This is a genomic window from Azospirillum brasilense (assembly GCF_003349955.1).
GTDB lineage: Bacteria > Pseudomonadota > Alphaproteobacteria > Azospirillales > Azospirillaceae > Azospirillum > Azospirillum brasilense_B.
In genome coordinates this window covers 22,296-35,946 of the sequence record NZ_QLKQ01000001.1, presented here as the reverse complement: position 1 = coordinate 35,946, position 13,651 = coordinate 22,296, and the positions used below count along the sequence as shown (strand labels likewise).

Genomic DNA, 13,651 nt, shown 5'->3' with positions numbered 1-13,651 from the left:
CGTCAGATTTCCCGGATGTCGTTCCAGCGGTATTGCAGGAGTTTGAACGGGCCGATGCGTTGCAGCAGCTCGTTGAAGGGCAGAGGGCGCGGCTCGGTCAGCGGCAGCGCCAGCTCCGCGGGGTCGCGGCCCAGCGCGGCGTGGGCCAGCTCCCGCCCCAGCGAGACGGACAGAGCGACGCCGCGCCCGTTGCAGCCCGCCCAGGTGAAGGCGTTGGGGCCGAGTTGGTGGACCCGCGGGGTGTAGTCGGTGGTCATGGCGATCCGCCCGTTCCACACATGGTCGAACCGCAGCCCGCGCAAAGTGGGGAACATGGAGGCCAGCCGTAGGCCGACGATGCGCCGCAGCCGGTCGGCCCCGTCGACGGGAACCAGCAGCGCGCCGCCGCTGACCAGCCGGTGGTCGGCGGTGTAGCGCATGAAGCGCAGGTCGCCGTGGGTGTCCGACATGGCCTGACGGCCGGGCAGGATGCTGCGCCGCTGCGCCTCGTCCAGCGGCTGGGTGGCCATCTGCCAGGACAGGACCGGCACGACCTCCGTGCGGATCTCCGGGAAGACCGCGGCGGCGTAGCCGTTGGTGCCCAGCACCAGGGCATGGGCGGTCACCGTGCCGTCCGGCGTGCGGGCGACCCAGCGGTCGCCGCGCCGCTCCACCGACAGGACCGGCGAGTTGATAAAGACCGACGCGCCGGCCTCCACCGCTTTGCCGGCCAGCCCGCGGGCCAGGGCCAGCGGGTTGATGTGGCCGCCGCTGCGGTTCATCCAGCCGCCATAGTAGGCGTCGGTGCCCAGCAGCGCCGAAATGCCGGCGCGGTCGAGCAGCTCCACCGGAGCGCCGCGGCTGCCCCACTGCTTCGCCCGCCGTTCGGCGATGGCGATGCGGCCCGGCGAATGGACCGGCTGCACCCAGCCGGTCTGCTCGGCCGCGCAGTCGATGCCCAGGCGGCGAATCAGGGCGAACAGGGTTTCGGCGCTGTCGCGGATCAGCGCGACGAAGCGTTCGCCCCGCTCCGGCCCGAATTTGGCGATCAGGTCCTCGGGGTCGGGGCGGGTCAGGGTCGGGATGACCTGCCCGTTGTTGCGCCCGGACGCGCCGCGTCCGATCTCCGACGCCTCCAGGACGACGGCGCGCTTGCCCGATTCGGCGGCGTGCAGGGCCGCCGACAGGCCGGTGAAGCCGCCGCCGATCACCAGCAGGTCGGCTTCCACCGCGTCCTTCAGCGTCGGGAGGGCCGGCGGCGGCGGGGCCGTGGCCTCCCACAGGGAGTCGGGCCGCTGCCAGATGCCGCCGGTTCCAGGAACACCGGTCTTCTTCTCTATCGCCTTCACCGTGCCTTGTCCCACGTCTGTCGGGTGAAATCGGCCCGATCATGGGACAAATTGCATACTCGGGCAATTACCATGGACGGGGCGCGGTAATTTTCCTGTTTCATACACAAACCATAGGGAGATAGGAATGGTTTGTACAAAGCTGCCGGAATGACGGCGGTGGCCCTTGTAACCCTCTCCCCTCCGGGGAGAGGGTGGCCCGGAGGGCCTCTCGCGCTGGCCAGAGGCCAGCGCTGACGGCGGCAGGCGGATGCCTCTGGCATCCGCTGAGAGCCGGTGAGGGGGATGCGCTTTTGCCGAACACACCAACACGTCCAACCCCCTCACCCTAACCCTCTCCCCAGAGGGGAGAGGGGATTTCGCCCGCCGTCACGCCGCGCGCGGCAGCACCGTTTCGGCGAGCCGTACCCAATAGCTGAGGCCGATGGGCAGAACCGCGTCGTTGAAGTCGTAATGCGGGCTGTGCAGGTTCCGCCCGCCGTCCGACGGGCCGGCGCCGACCCAGACGTAGCAGCCCGGCCGCCGCTGCAGCATGAAGGCGAAATCCTCGGCGCCCATGCTGGGCATCGGGTCGAGGTCCAGCCCCGATTCGCCGACCACTCCGGCGGCGGCGCGGCGGGCCAGCTCGGTCGCCCCGGCCTCGTTCACCGTGGAGGGGTAGCGGCGTTCGTAGCGCAGCTCCGCCTCGATCCCGAAGCCGCCGGCGATGGCCTTGGCCAGTTCGCCCATGCGCCGCTCCACCATGTCCTGCACCTCCTTGCGGAAGGTCCGGACGGTTCCACGCAGGACGGCGGTGGCCGGCAGGACGTTCCACGTATCGCCCGCGTGGAACTGCGTGACGCTGACCACGGCGGAATCGACGGGATGCACGCTGCGGCTGGCGATGGTCTGCCAGGCGCTGACGATCTGGGTGCCGGCGAGGATCGTGTCGGTGCCTAGATGGGGCATGCCGGCGTGGGTGCCCTTGCCGGTCAGGGTCAGCTCGAAGATGTCGTAGGCCGCCATGATCGGGCCGGGGCGCAGCGCGATCTTGCCGACCTCCAGCCCCGGCCAGTTGTGCATGCCGTAGACCTGCTCGACAGGGAATTTCTCGAACAGCCCGTCCTCGACCATCACGCGCCCGCCGCCCTCGTTCTCCTCCGCGGGCTGGAAGACGAAGGCGATGGTGCCCTGGAAGTTCGGATGCGCCGACAAATGGCGCGCCGCGCCCAGCAGCATCGCCGTGTGCCCGTCATGCCCGCAGGCATGCATGCGCCCCGGATTGCGCGAGGCGTGGGGCAGGTTGGTCTGCTCGTGGATGTGCAGGGCGTCCATGTCGGCGCGGAAGGCGACCGCCGGACCCTCGCCGTTGCGCAGCAGCCCGACCACGCCGGTCTTGGCGAGGCCGCGGTGAACCTCCAGCCCGAAGGAAGCCAGCTTCTCCGCCACGAAATCGCTGGTCCGCTCTTCCTCGAAGGCCGTTTCCGGGTGGGCGTGCAGGTCGCGCCGCCACGCGGTCATGTCGGCCGTCAGCGCCTCCGTCCCGTCGATCGTCCTCACCATGTCCCTGTTTCCCTGTGTTTGAAGAGTGTGTGCGAATGATCTTGCCCAAAAAAACCCTCGCCGTGCAAAGCGCACGGCGATGCGGTGCCGTCACATCACCCTTGCAGCGCGGCCCGCTTCCGTGCAGAGTGTGAGTGAACGTTCACTTATAATGAACGCCACGAACGGGAACGCCATGTCCAAAGACGCCCGCATCGACGCACGCAACAAGGTCCGGGACGCCGCCATCGCGCTGTTCGCCCAGAAGGGGGTGAAGGCGACTACCATCAAGGACATCGCCCGCGCCGCCGGGGTGTCGGAGGGGGCGCTGTACCGCCATTGGGCCAGCAAGGAGGATCTCGCCGCCGCCCTGTTCGCCGCCGAATACACCGCCCTGTCGCATGACCTGCGCGAGGCGGCGGGGAGCGGGCCGGCGCCGCAGCGGCTGCGCCGCGTCATCGCCTGGGCCTTCGGGCTGGTCGAGGCGGCGCCGGACCGCGCGCGCTTCCTCCTGCTGTCGCAGCACGACGCGCTGCCGCTGGTGCCGGACGGATTGGAGACGCCGGTGGACGTGGTCTGCGCCATCGTCGGCGACGGCATCGCGGAGGGGAGCGTCGTCGACGCCGACCGCGAGGCGCTGGCCCACACGGTGATCGGCGCCATCGTCCTCAACATCCAGTCGCACGTTTACGGACGGCAGACGGCCCCGCTCGGCACGCTGGCCGACACGGTCGCCGACACGCTGCTGCGCGGCCTGTCCACCGGAAAGGAAACCTGAGCCATGGGCGAACTCGGCCTTCTCGCGACGCGGCGCTTCCTGCCGCTGTTCGTCACCCAGTTCCTCGGCGCCTTCGGCGACAACGTGCTGCGCGGCGCCATCGCGGTGCTGGCCGTCTACGGCATGGCGGGGACGGCGGGCGACGGCGCGCTGATCTCGACGCTCGCCGCGGCGGCCTTCACCGTGCCCTTCCTGCTGTTCTCGGCGACCGCCGGCCAACTGGCCGACCGGTTCGACCGCACGCTGATCGCCCGCGCCGTGAAGGTGGCGGAGATCGGCCTGATGGCGATCGCCGCCTGGGGCATCATGCGCGCCGACCTCGGCGTGCTGATCGTCGCGCTGGTCGGCATGGGCGCCCATTCCACCGTCTTCGGGCCGGTCAAGTACGGGCTGCTGCCCGACCTGCTGAAGCCGGAGGAGCTGACCGCCGGCAACGGTCTGGTGGAGGCCGGGACCTTCGTGGCGATTTTGCTGGGCACCATCGCCGGCGGCTCGCTGGCGCTGGCCCACCCGCTGGCGCTTCCGGGGCTGCTCGGCGCGACGGCGCTGGGCGGGCTGGCGGCGTCGCTGCTGATCCCGCGGGCGGGCAACGCCGACCGGACGGTGCGCGTCGGGCTGAACCCGGTGTCGGTCACCCTGCGCGTTCTGCGCGCCACCGCGCAGGACCGCGTGTCGATGCTGGCGATCTACGGTATCTCGGTCTTCTGGGGTGTCGGCGCCGTCGTCATGGCGCAGTTCCCGGCCATCGCGCGGGAGACGCTGGGCACCGACAGCGAGGGCGCGACCCTGCTTCTGGCGGTCTTCGCCGTGGGCGTGGCGGTCGGCTCGGTCTATGCCGGGCTGGGGCACCGGGTGCCGTCGCGCGCCGACGCGCGCCGCGCCGCCCTGGCCGGCCTCGTCGCGGCGGTGGCCGGGGCGGCGCTGCCTTTCCTGACGCCCGACGCGCCGTCGGCGGAGCCGCTGTCGGCGCTGGCGCTGCTGGCCCAGCCCTGGGCGATGCCGCTGCTGGCCGACCTGTTTTTGATCGCTGCGGCGGGCGGCGCCTTCGCCGTGCCGCTCTACGCGCTGATCCAGCACCGCGCGGCGGCCTCGGCCCGTGCCCGGGTGATCGCGGCGGCCAACGTGGTAAACGCGCTGTTCATGGTGGTCGGCTCGGGCATCGCGGCGGCTATGCTGGCGCTGGGCGTGACGCCGCTGACCGTGGCCGCCTGGGGCGGGGCGAGCATGCTGGCCGCCGTCGTGCTGGCGCTCGCCATCGACGCGGTGGGGCTGGGGCGGGCGCTGGCCCGCGCCTTCTTCCGGCTGGCCTTCCGCGTCGAACTGCGCGGCGCCGAGCATCTGGAGCGGCTGGAGGGGGCGGCCGTCGTCACGCCGAACCACCAGTCCTTCCTGGACGGCGCTCTGCTCGCCGCCTTCCTGCCGGGCATGCGCTTCGCGGTGGACAGCTTCATCGCGCAGCAGGCATGGGCCAAGCCCTTCCTGGCGCTGGCCGACCATGTGACCATCGACCCGACCAAACCGATGGGCACGCGCCTGCTCGCCCGCACCCTGGCCGAGGGCCACAAGATCTGCATTTTCCCGGAGGGGCGGATCACCGTCACCGGCTCGCTGATGAAGATCAACGGCGGCCCCGGCATGCTGGCCGACAAGGCGGGCTGCCCCATCGTCCCGGTCTGCATCGAGGGGGCGCAGCGCTCCATCCTGTCGCGGATGCATGGGCGGCTGCGGCTGGGCCTGTTCCCGCGCATCACCATCACGGTCATGCCGCCGGTTGCCACCCCGGACGTGACGGGGCTGGCCGGCAAGAAGCGGCGGGCGGCGTTGAAGTCCTGGCTGTCGCGCGTCATGACGGAGACCGTCTTCGCCGCCGGGCAGCGGCCGGACACGCTGGCGCTCGCCCTGCTGGAGGCCGGGCGGAAGACCGGCTGGGGCAAGGCGGCGGTGCAGGACGGCGACTTCACCACGCTGTCCTACCGCGCCCTGGCCGCGCGCTCCCTGGTGTTGGGCCGCATCCTGGCCCGCGGCACGGAACCGGGGGAGGCGGTGGGCGTGCTGCTGCCGACCGCCTCGCCGACCGCGGCGGTGTTCTTCGGGCTGGCGGCCTACGGGCGGCCGGCGGCGATGCTGAACTTCACCGCCGGGGCGGAGGCCGTGAAGGCGGCCTGCCGCGCCGCCGGGCTACGCCGCATCGTCACGTCGGCCCGCTTCGTGGAGATGGGGCGGCTCGGCCCGCTGGTCGAGGCGCTGGCCGCCGAGCACAGCATCGTCTATCTGGAGGACGTGAAGCGCGGGCTGGGCATCGGCGACAAGCTGCGGGCGCTGGCCGCCTCGGTGGCGCCGGAACGCTTCCTGCCCCCGCAAGGACAGCCGGACGACGTGGCGGCGATCCTCTTCACCTCGGGGTCGGAGGGGCCGCCCAAGGGCGTGGCGCTGACCCACGACAACCTGCTCGCCAACATGGCGCAGGTGGCCTCTGTGGTCGACTTCACGCGGCAGGACGTGGTGTTCAACTGCCTGCCGGTCTTCCACTCCTTCGGGCTGCTCGGCGGGATGCTGCTGCCGATCCTGAACGGGGTGAAGACGGTGCTCTACCCCAACCCGCGCCACGTCCGGCTGATCCCGGAGCTGGTCTACCAGACCAACGCCACGGTGCTGTTCGGCACGGACTTCTTCCTGAACGCCTGGGCGCGGGCGGCCGACCCCTACGACTTCCGCTCGCTGCGGCTGGTCTTCGCCGGAGCCGAGCGGTTGCAGGAGGAGACGCGCCGCACCTACACGGAACGGCTGCGCGTGCATCTGCTGGAGGGCTACGGCACCACCGAGACCTCCCCGGTGATCGCCGTCAACACGCCGGCCCGCTTCCGCCCCGGCACGGTCGGGCAGGCCCTGCCGGGCATCGAGACGGAGCTGCTGCCGGTCCCCGGCGTGCCGGTGGGTGGGCGGCTGCGGGTGCGCGGGCCGAACGTCATGAAAGGCTACATGCGGGCCGACAACCCCGGCGTGGTCGAGCCGACGGAGGACGGCTGGCACGACACCGGCGACATCGTGGACATCGACGCCGACGGCTTCATCCGCATCGTCGGGCGCGTCAAGCGCTTCGCCAAGGTGGCCGGCGAGATGGTCCCGCTGGGGCTGGTCGAGGAACTGGCGCTCCAGGCCGCGCCGGACGCCACCCACGCCGCCATTGCCCTGCCGGACGCCCGGCGCGGCGAGCGGATCGTGCTGGTCACCGCCGGCGCCGGCCTGACCCGCGACGCGCTGGCGGCGGCGGCCAAGGCCAAGGGCGCGCCGGAGATCGCCATCCCCCGCGACGTGCTGCGGGTGGCGGCGATCCCCCTGCTCGGCACCGGCAAGACCGACTACCCAGCCGTCAGCCGGCTGGCCGCGGCGATGCTGGCGAGCGAAACGGCCTGACGGCCGGTGGGGTCAGGGGCGGCAGGCGACGTGCAGCCCCTTGCCCACCGGGAAGACGGTGGAGCCGAAGCCGGGCAGGGCCTCCACCGCCGCGATGTAGCCGGCAATCTCCTGCGGGTGGGACAGGGCGTTGTCGGCCAGAAGCAGGCAGTCCGGCTCCAGCTTCGGCAGCAGAAGGCGAAGCTGCTCCGGGGCGCTCCAGCGGTCGGCGTCGAAGAACACGCAGTCGAAGGGGCCGTCCAGCCCGGCCACTGTCTCCGTCGCGTCGCCGACCAGAAGGGTGACGCGGCTGGCCAGCCCGGCGCGCTCCAGGTTGGTGGCGGCCTGCGCGCTCTTGCCCGGATCGCGCTCGATGCTGGTCAGCGGCTCGGTGGCGCCGATGGCCTGCAACGCCGCGGCAAGCCACAGGGTGCTGACGCCGTTGGAGGTGCCGATCTCCAGCACCCGGCGCCGCCGCCCGCTGCGCACCAGGATGTGGAGCAGTTCCGCCGTCTCGCGCTCCAGATTCAGCATCTTGCGGGCGCGGTCGCCCTCGCGCGCGTCGTTGTCGCGCCCATAGCTCTCAAGATCGCGGAGCACGCGGTCGACGGCGTCATTGAGCAACATGGTGTTGGTCCCGGTGGCGGAGAGTGGGCCAAGACCCTGCGCCGAGTGTGGCCGTGCGGTCAAGAGCGTGTGGTCGATGGAAGGCCCCTCCCGCACGGTGACGGGAGGGGGTTTTGGGGGTTGGAGCGGTCACGCCGCCTGGTTGAGTTGCTCGGCGCGTTGCGGGGCGATCTTCAGGCGGGTGGCGAGGTAGGTGAGATAGGCGCGCTCCGCCTCATGCTCGCGGTCCACCGCCATCAGCGAGGCGAGATAGACCTGCTCCGCCATGTCCGGATCGGTGACGGAGCGAACCAGCGAGTCGAGCGACTGAGGCTGGGACAGCTCCTGCTCCACGATTCGCCGCTCCTCCGGGCCGCCGCCGGCCTCGTCCAGGGCGGCCATGACGCGCTGGCGCTCGGCCGCCGAAATCTCGCCGTCGGCGTTGGCGGCGGCGATCATGGCGCGGATCAGCAGCAGGGCGTGCTGGTCCTCCATGGCGAGTTCCGGAAAGGCGCCTTCGCCGGCCGCCGGAGGGGTGGCGTCAGGCGGGGGAGCGGTGCGCTGCTGGAAGACCTGGGACAGCCGTTCGCCCAGCGATCCACCGCCGGAAGCGCCGGCCCCGCCGAGAATGCCGCCGAGGATACCCCCCGGCGTGTTGCCCGAACCGGACGGCGGGGACCCCCACGGGCTGGTCCCCGGCTGCCCGGAGGGGGCCGGCGCCTGCCCGGACGACGGCATGTTCTGCTGACGCTCCTGATAGGCGCGGTAGGCGAGGTAGGCCAGCGCGCCCAGCCCGGCCATGGGGCCGACGCCCATGCCGCTTCGGGCATGCATCGCCGGCCCGCCGCCCATTCCTGACCGGGTCAGGATCGACCCCAGATCCTGCGGGCTCCGGCGGCTGTGCCCTCCCATGCCGGTCGCCAGAAGGGTGCCGAGGATGTTCTGAAGATTCGCCATGACGCGCCTCTCTCCTGTTCAGTGTCCGTGTCGATGCAGCTTCGCGCCCCATCAACAGACGAAAGGGATTGGCGTCACGGCACAGCTGTCGGTGCCAATGATGGGCCTGACCAGCCGATCCCTCTTCTATGACGACCTCTATGCCGGAGGTGGGGTGGCTTTCGAACAGGCTGTGCAGGACACTGACTTCCGCTATCGTGGCGCGCATCAGAGCGCAGCAAGCGCCGACGCCCGCCGGTCGGCGGGTGGCATTTTGGAGGAGACGCCCATGACCTTCGACCGGCACGCGGAACCGCCTCCGCTGGACCTATCGCCGACGCCGTTCGTTCCTCCGCCGGCCCCGGCCTGCGGGTCGCTGTGGAACGACTATCTCCACCGGCTGCTGGGTACGGCGCACGGCTGCGTCGCCGCGAACGACGACGAGTCCGATCCGGAGCCCGCCTGCTGCTGCGCCGCCGGATGATGCCGTGACACCGTGCCCCTGAAATCGTGCCCCTGAAGCCGTGACCGGGAGCGGTTGGGTGCCCGTCAGCGGGCGCCCGCCGCCTCGATGATCACCGCCGCCACCGCGTCGGGCCGGGAGGCGTGCGGGATGTGGCTGGCCGCGACCTCCACCGTCCGCGCGCCGATGCGTTCGGCGGTCGCCCGCAGGAAGGCCGGGGGAAGCATCCGGTCCTCGCTGGCGACGATGTACCAGGACGGCTTGTGTTCCCACGCTGCGGCGGTCACCCGCGTGCGGAAACAGCCGGCATGGACCGGCCCCTGCGTCGCGGCCAGCAGCGCCGCCTCCGCCGCCGGCACATCCTGGGCGAAGTTCGCCGCCAGGCTCTCCGCCGACAGATGCAGATAGCCGGCGCGGTCCATCGACACGCTGGACAGGCCGGGCGAGGGCGGGAAGGACTTGAGTGTGTCGTTCGGCGACTGGCCGACCCCCGGCGCGAAGGCCGCCACATAGACCAGCGCCTTCACCTTGTCCTGAGTCCCGATCTGCGTGATCACCGCCCCGCCCCAGGAATGACCGACCAGCACCACCGGCCCCTTGGCGCGGTCGATGGCGCGCTGGACATGGGCGACGTCCTCGTCCAGCGAGGTCAGCGGATTCTGCACGGCGATCGCTTCCAGCCCCTGGGCCTGGAGCAGGGGGATCACGCGGCTCCAGGCGGAGCCGTCCGCGAAAGCGCCGTGGACGAGGATGACGGAAGTGGCGACCGGGTCCATGGACCGATTCCCGTGACAGTGACCGACCCTATCCTCTGAGCACGCCCGTGCCCGCCTGTCCAGCGCGGAGGCTGCGCTTTTCCTCCCTGCGGAAAAGCCGCCCGGCCTCTGGGGTCAAAGGGTGTCTTGCTGCGGAGCGGGATGAAAATTTCGCGAAATCGCCCTTGAAGCTAAGATTGTTCTGGGATACGGTATACCAACAGTGAGGCGGGGCGATTGTCCGCCCCTTCCGCCAAGCCAGTCCGTCCGTATCCGCCAGCCCGAGCCCTTGAGGTGAGCCATGGTCAAGACCCTTTCCGCCGTCCGTCCCGGAAGCCGCCCGAACGCCGTCCGCGGTGTCGACGATGCCGCTCCCGCCGGCGTCGTGGTCGCCCTGCGGCCCGATCATCGGCAACGGGCGACGGTGCTGGCGGCGACCACCGGCGGGCGCGGTCCGCGCATGGACATGCTGACGATCACCCACAGCCGCGGCGCGGCGGAGGATCGTGGGGCGGAACTCATCCACATCGACGGCCCCTACGCGGACGTCCTGGCCTACATCGCCGACTCGCCGGAGTGCGTGGTCTGCTTCGACACGCTGCACGGCGGCATGGCCCGCGCGCAATTGTCCGTGCCCTGACATTGTCCGTGCCCTGACATTTTCCGCCCCCTGACTGGGCGCCGGGTCCTGCTGGAGACCGAACCGATGAACGCTTTTATGATGAGTGATTGTGTGACGACGCCCTTTTCCGGGCAGGAACTGGCCTCGGCGATCATCGCGGCGGCGCTGTCGCTCCCGTCGGCCAACGGCCGGCTCCATCTGCCCAACGGTGCCGTGCTGTGCGACCCGGCGGCGCTGGAGCGGGAGTTCGCGCTGGCCGCGCAGGGGCTGTCCCACTGGCTGGCGCAGAACGAGCCACGCATCGCCGAGGCCGCGCGGGCCAGCCGGTTGAAGATCGGGGCCGGGGTCATCCGGGCCGCCGTGGCGACCCTGGAGCACGCCGGGCGGCGTTGCGGCGAACTGAGCGACCGTGGAGAGCGGGCGCTGTCCATCGACTTCAGTGCGGTCTGCGATCGGGTTCAGGAGCGTCCGGGCCTGCTCGCCCAGACGGTGGCCGCCGTCGCCGCCGGCCACACCATCCACGCGGTCGCTGCCTGAGGACGGCGGCCGCTGACGGGGCGGGCGTTACAGAAGGGTGTGCTCGACCAGGATCTTGGTGCCGATGGCGAGCAGGCCGAGGCCACCGATCAGTTCCGCCCGGCGCCCCAGCAGCGGGCCGGCGGCCCGGCCCAGCAGGACGCCGCCGAAGCCCATCAGGAAGGTGACGACGCCGATCAGGCTGGCGGTCACCGCGATGTTGACGTCCGCCATGGCGAGGCCCACCCCCACCGCGCTTGCGTCGATGCTGGTCGCCACCGCCACGGTCAGCAGGGCCAGCCAGCCCGAGCGGGCGGCGGCGGCCTCGTCGTCCTCTTCCCCGGCGAGCGCGTTGCGGATCATCGAGCCGCCGATCAGCAGCAGCAGGCCGAAGGCGATCCAGTGGTCGACCGCCTGGACGAAGCCGGCGAAGGCCGACCCCACCGCCCAGCCGATGGAGGCCATCGAAAGCTGGCAGAGGCCGAAGGCGAAACCGACCCGCAACGCCTCGGACAGGCCGGGACGCTTCTGAACGGCACCGCGACCAAGCGCCGCGGCGAAGCTGTCCATGGAAAGGCTGACGGCGAGGACGAGGGAGGTCACACCGAGCATGGCAACGAACTCCGGCCAAACGGACACGACAGCACGGCTACCCCCGGTTGGCCTTCGGGAGCGTCCGCACCATCGGTCTTGCCGAACCGGCCGGACTCTGTCCGGCTGCCGCGTGCGCCACGGGACCGCCTGAGGCAGGATGGTCCCGAGTCTGTTGGCGCACGCCCCTCTCGCAGGAGGGTGGCTACTCCCCAATGACGGGGCGGACCGTAACGCCGGAGAGTGTGGGTGTCAATCTATATGAACAGCTGTTCATATATATTTGAATCGCTCTAAACAGGATGCCCCGCGCCCCGCCGCGGGCGAGGCATGATGCGGCCCGGAACGATTTGTTAAGAGCCTTTGACGCTTTTAGGACGCGGCGGTTCGTTGGGGTACGAAACGCTCGGATTCAATGGGCATCATTGGGCGCGGGGGTTCGCCATGGGGTTGCTGACGGGGGTCGGCTCGCTGTCGCTTTCGGGCAAGACGGTGTCGCTGTGTGTTGGCGGGTTGGTGGTGTTGACGAGCGCCACCTTTGCCGTCAATGAAACGTTGCTGAGCCGCTATGCGGAGCGCATGGCGGTGGAGCGGCAGGAAACCAACATGCGCGTCGCCTGGGACGTGCTGAACCAGTACGGGCGCGACATCAGCGTCCGCGACGGCGCGCTGTACGCCGGCGACCGCGCGCTGAACGGTTTCTTCGAACCGGTGGACCGGGTGAAGGCGCTGGTCGGCGGCACCGCCACCCTGTTCATGGGCGACACGCGGGTCACCACCAACGTCCAGAAGCCGGACGGCAGCCGCGCTGTCGGCACCCAGCTGGCCAAGGGGCCGGTCTACGACGCCGTTCTGGTTCGGGGCGAACCGTACCGCGGGCAGGCCGACATCCTGGGCGTTCCTTTCTACACCGCCTACGACCCGATCAAGGACCGCTCGGGCAAGGTGGTCGGCGTGCTCTATGTCGGCGTGCCGAGGGCGGAGTTCTTCGCCCCGATCCGCAACACCCAGACGATGATCGGCGGGCTGGGCGCCGTGGTGACGCTGCTGGTGGCCGGCGGCAGCCTGCTGCTGTCGCGGCGCATCTTCCGCCCGCTGACCGCCATGCGTGGCGCCATGGAGCAGCTGGCGACGGGGACCCTGTCGGTCGAGGTTCCGGCGCTCGGTCGCAAGGACGAGATCGGTGGCATGGCCCGGGCGCTGAGCGTCTTCAAGGAGAACGCGCAGCGGGTCGCCCGGCTCGACGCCGCCCAGGCGGAGGAGCGCGCCCGCGCCGAACGGGAGCGCCGCGACGCGTTGAAGGCCGTCGCCCGCAGCTTCGAAGGAACCATGCTGAGCGTCGTCGAGACGCTGAGCGCCACCACGGCCCAGCTCGAATCCAACGCCCAGCGTCTGCATGGCATCGCCGAGAGCAGCAGCGGGCAGGCCGCCGCGGTCAGCGGTGCGGCGGGCGAGGCCAGCGACGACGTGCGGACGGTGGCCGGCGCCACCGAGGAGTTGACGGCGTCCATCGTCGAGGTGTCCCGCCAGATCGACGAGTCCTCCCGCATGGTCCGCAACGCGGTGGAGGAGGTGGAGCGCACCAACCACACGGTCGAGGGCCTTGCCGCCGCCGCCGGCAAGATCGGGGAGGTGGTGACGCTGATCCAGAGCATCGCCGCGCAGACCAACCTGCTGGCGCTGAACGCGACCATCGAGGCCGCAAGGGCGGGGGAGGCCGGCAAGGGCTTCGCCGTCGTCGCCAACGAGGTGAAGGGCCTCGCCAACCAGACCGCCAGGGCGACCGACGAGATCGCCCAGCAGGTCGCGGAGATCCAGGCGGTGACCGGCAGCGCGGTGACGGCCATCGGCGGAATCGGGCGCACGGTGGTCGCGGTCAACGATCTGGTCGGTCGCATCGCCGGGTCCGCCGACCGCCAGAACGCCACCACCGGCGCCATCGCCCGCAGCGTCCAGCGCGCCGCCGACCGCACGTCGGAGGTGACCCACAGCGTCCGCGACGTGTCGGCCTCCGCGCACGAGACCGGCACCATGGCGTCGGAGGTGCGCTCCGCCGCCGCCGACCTCGGCCGGCAGGCGCTGGCCCTGCGCGAGCAGGCCGGCGCGTTCCTGCGGCAGATCCGCTCGGCCTGAAAGGAGAGT

Annotated in this window: 12 protein-coding genes and 1 riboswitch; of the genes, 6 read left to right on the top strand and 6 right to left on the bottom strand. The window is 71.0% G+C overall.

Going from position 1 to position 13,651, the window contains the following annotated elements:
• Window positions 1-2: 2 nt before the first annotated feature.
• Complete coding sequence (locus DXK32_RS00155) at window positions 3-1,328, bottom strand: NAD(P)/FAD-dependent oxidoreductase (RefSeq protein WP_114856648.1); 1,326 nt, start codon at window positions 1,326-1,328, stop codon at window positions 3-5.
• A 369-nt stretch (window positions 1,329-1,697) separates the two neighbouring features.
• The gene (locus DXK32_RS00150; RefSeq protein ID WP_114856647.1) at window positions 1,698-2,870 is read right to left on the bottom strand and encodes a M20 aminoacylase family protein; all 1,173 of its coding nucleotides are present in this window, start codon (window positions 2,868-2,870) and stop codon (window positions 1,698-1,700) included.
• 175 nt (window positions 2,871-3,045) lie between these two features.
• On the opposite strand from DXK32_RS00150, the gene DXK32_RS00145 reads away from it, so the two are divergent.
• Window positions 3,046-3,627, top strand: a complete 582-nt coding sequence (locus DXK32_RS00145; protein ID WP_114856785.1) for a TetR/AcrR family transcriptional regulator — start codon at window positions 3,046-3,048, stop codon at window positions 3,625-3,627.
• 3 nt (window positions 3,628-3,630) lie between these two features.
• Window positions 3,631-7,041 carry an acyl-[ACP]--phospholipid O-acyltransferase gene (locus DXK32_RS00140; RefSeq protein ID WP_114856646.1) on the top strand — a complete coding sequence of 1,137 codons (3,411 nt, stop codon included), beginning with the start codon at window positions 3,631-3,633 and terminating at the stop codon, window positions 7,039-7,041.
• A gap of 12 nt (window positions 7,042-7,053) precedes the next feature.
• Here the strand turns inward: DXK32_RS00140 and DXK32_RS00135 are convergent, their stop codons facing one another.
• Entirely contained in the window at window positions 7,054-7,647 is a 594-nt protein-coding gene (locus DXK32_RS00135) for an O-methyltransferase (protein WP_114856645.1), read from the bottom strand.
• Between the two features lie 129 nt (window positions 7,648-7,776).
• Window positions 7,777-8,583, bottom strand: a complete 807-nt coding sequence (locus tag DXK32_RS00130) for a tellurite resistance TerB family protein (protein WP_114856644.1) — start codon at window positions 8,581-8,583, stop codon at window positions 7,777-7,779.
• Between the two features lie 268 nt (window positions 8,584-8,851).
• Between DXK32_RS00130 and DXK32_RS32860 the strand changes: the two genes are divergently transcribed.
• Window positions 8,852-9,046 carry a hypothetical protein gene (locus DXK32_RS32860; RefSeq protein ID WP_246654055.1) on the top strand — a complete coding sequence of 65 codons (195 nt, stop codon included), beginning with the start codon at window positions 8,852-8,854 and terminating at the stop codon, window positions 9,044-9,046.
• Window positions 9,047-9,111: 65 nt separating this feature from the next.
• On the opposite strand, the gene DXK32_RS00120 is transcribed toward DXK32_RS32860, so the two are convergent.
• Entirely contained in the window at window positions 9,112-9,801 is a 690-nt protein-coding gene (locus DXK32_RS00120) for an alpha/beta fold hydrolase (RefSeq protein ID WP_114856643.1), read from the bottom strand.
• A 280-nt stretch (window positions 9,802-10,081) separates the two neighbouring features.
• Between DXK32_RS00120 and DXK32_RS00115 the strand changes: the two genes are divergently transcribed.
• On the top strand, window positions 10,082-10,420 hold the full coding sequence (locus DXK32_RS00115; RefSeq protein WP_114856642.1) for a hypothetical protein: 339 nt from the start codon (window positions 10,082-10,084) through the stop codon (window positions 10,418-10,420).
• Between the two features lie 93 nt (window positions 10,421-10,513).
• Window positions 10,514-10,939 carry a hypothetical protein gene (locus DXK32_RS00110; RefSeq protein WP_114856641.1) on the top strand — a complete coding sequence of 142 codons (426 nt, stop codon included), beginning with the start codon at window positions 10,514-10,516 and terminating at the stop codon, window positions 10,937-10,939.
• A gap of 27 nt (window positions 10,940-10,966) precedes the next feature.
• Here the strand turns inward: DXK32_RS00110 and DXK32_RS00105 are convergent, their stop codons facing one another.
• Complete coding sequence (locus DXK32_RS00105) at window positions 10,967-11,530, bottom strand: manganese efflux pump MntP (protein WP_114856783.1); 564 nt, start codon at window positions 11,528-11,530, stop codon at window positions 10,967-10,969.
• A gap of 83 nt (window positions 11,531-11,613) precedes the next feature.
• Window positions 11,614-11,735: riboswitch (yybP-ykoY riboswitch) on the bottom strand.
• Window positions 11,736-11,953: 218 nt separating this feature from the next.
• On the opposite strand from DXK32_RS00105, the gene DXK32_RS00100 reads away from it, so the two are divergent.
• Window positions 11,954-13,642, top strand: a complete 1,689-nt coding sequence (locus tag DXK32_RS00100) for a methyl-accepting chemotaxis protein (RefSeq protein ID WP_247876893.1) — start codon at window positions 11,954-11,956, stop codon at window positions 13,640-13,642.
• The last annotated feature ends 9 nt before the right edge of the window (window positions 13,643-13,651 follow it).

Coding starts and splice junctions, on each gene's coding strand:
- DXK32_RS00150 (WP_114856647.1), bottom strand. CDS start 2,870: ATGGTGAGGACGATCGACGGGACGGAGGCGCTGACGGCCGACATGACC.
- DXK32_RS00145 (WP_114856785.1), top strand. CDS start 3,046: ATGTCCAAAGACGCCCGCATCGACGCACGCAACAAGGTCCGGGACGCC.
- DXK32_RS00140 (WP_114856646.1), top strand. CDS start 3,631: ATGGGCGAACTCGGCCTTCTCGCGACGCGGCGCTTCCTGCCGCTGTTC.
- DXK32_RS00135 (WP_114856645.1), bottom strand. CDS start 7,647: ATGTTGCTCAATGACGCCGTCGACCGCGTGCTCCGCGATCTTGAGAGC.
- DXK32_RS00130 (WP_114856644.1), bottom strand. CDS start 8,583: ATGGCGAATCTTCAGAACATCCTCGGCACCCTTCTGGCGACCGGCATG.
- DXK32_RS32860 (WP_246654055.1), top strand. CDS start 8,852: ATGACCTTCGACCGGCACGCGGAACCGCCTCCGCTGGACCTATCGCCG.
- DXK32_RS00120 (WP_114856643.1), bottom strand. CDS start 9,801: ATGGACCCGGTCGCCACTTCCGTCATCCTCGTCCACGGCGCTTTCGCG.
- DXK32_RS00115 (WP_114856642.1), top strand. CDS start 10,082: ATGGTCAAGACCCTTTCCGCCGTCCGTCCCGGAAGCCGCCCGAACGCC.
- DXK32_RS00105 (WP_114856783.1), bottom strand. CDS start 11,530: ATGCTCGGTGTGACCTCCCTCGTCCTCGCCGTCAGCCTTTCCATGGAC.
- DXK32_RS00100 (WP_247876893.1), top strand. CDS start 11,954: ATGGGGTTGCTGACGGGGGTCGGCTCGCTGTCGCTTTCGGGCAAGACG.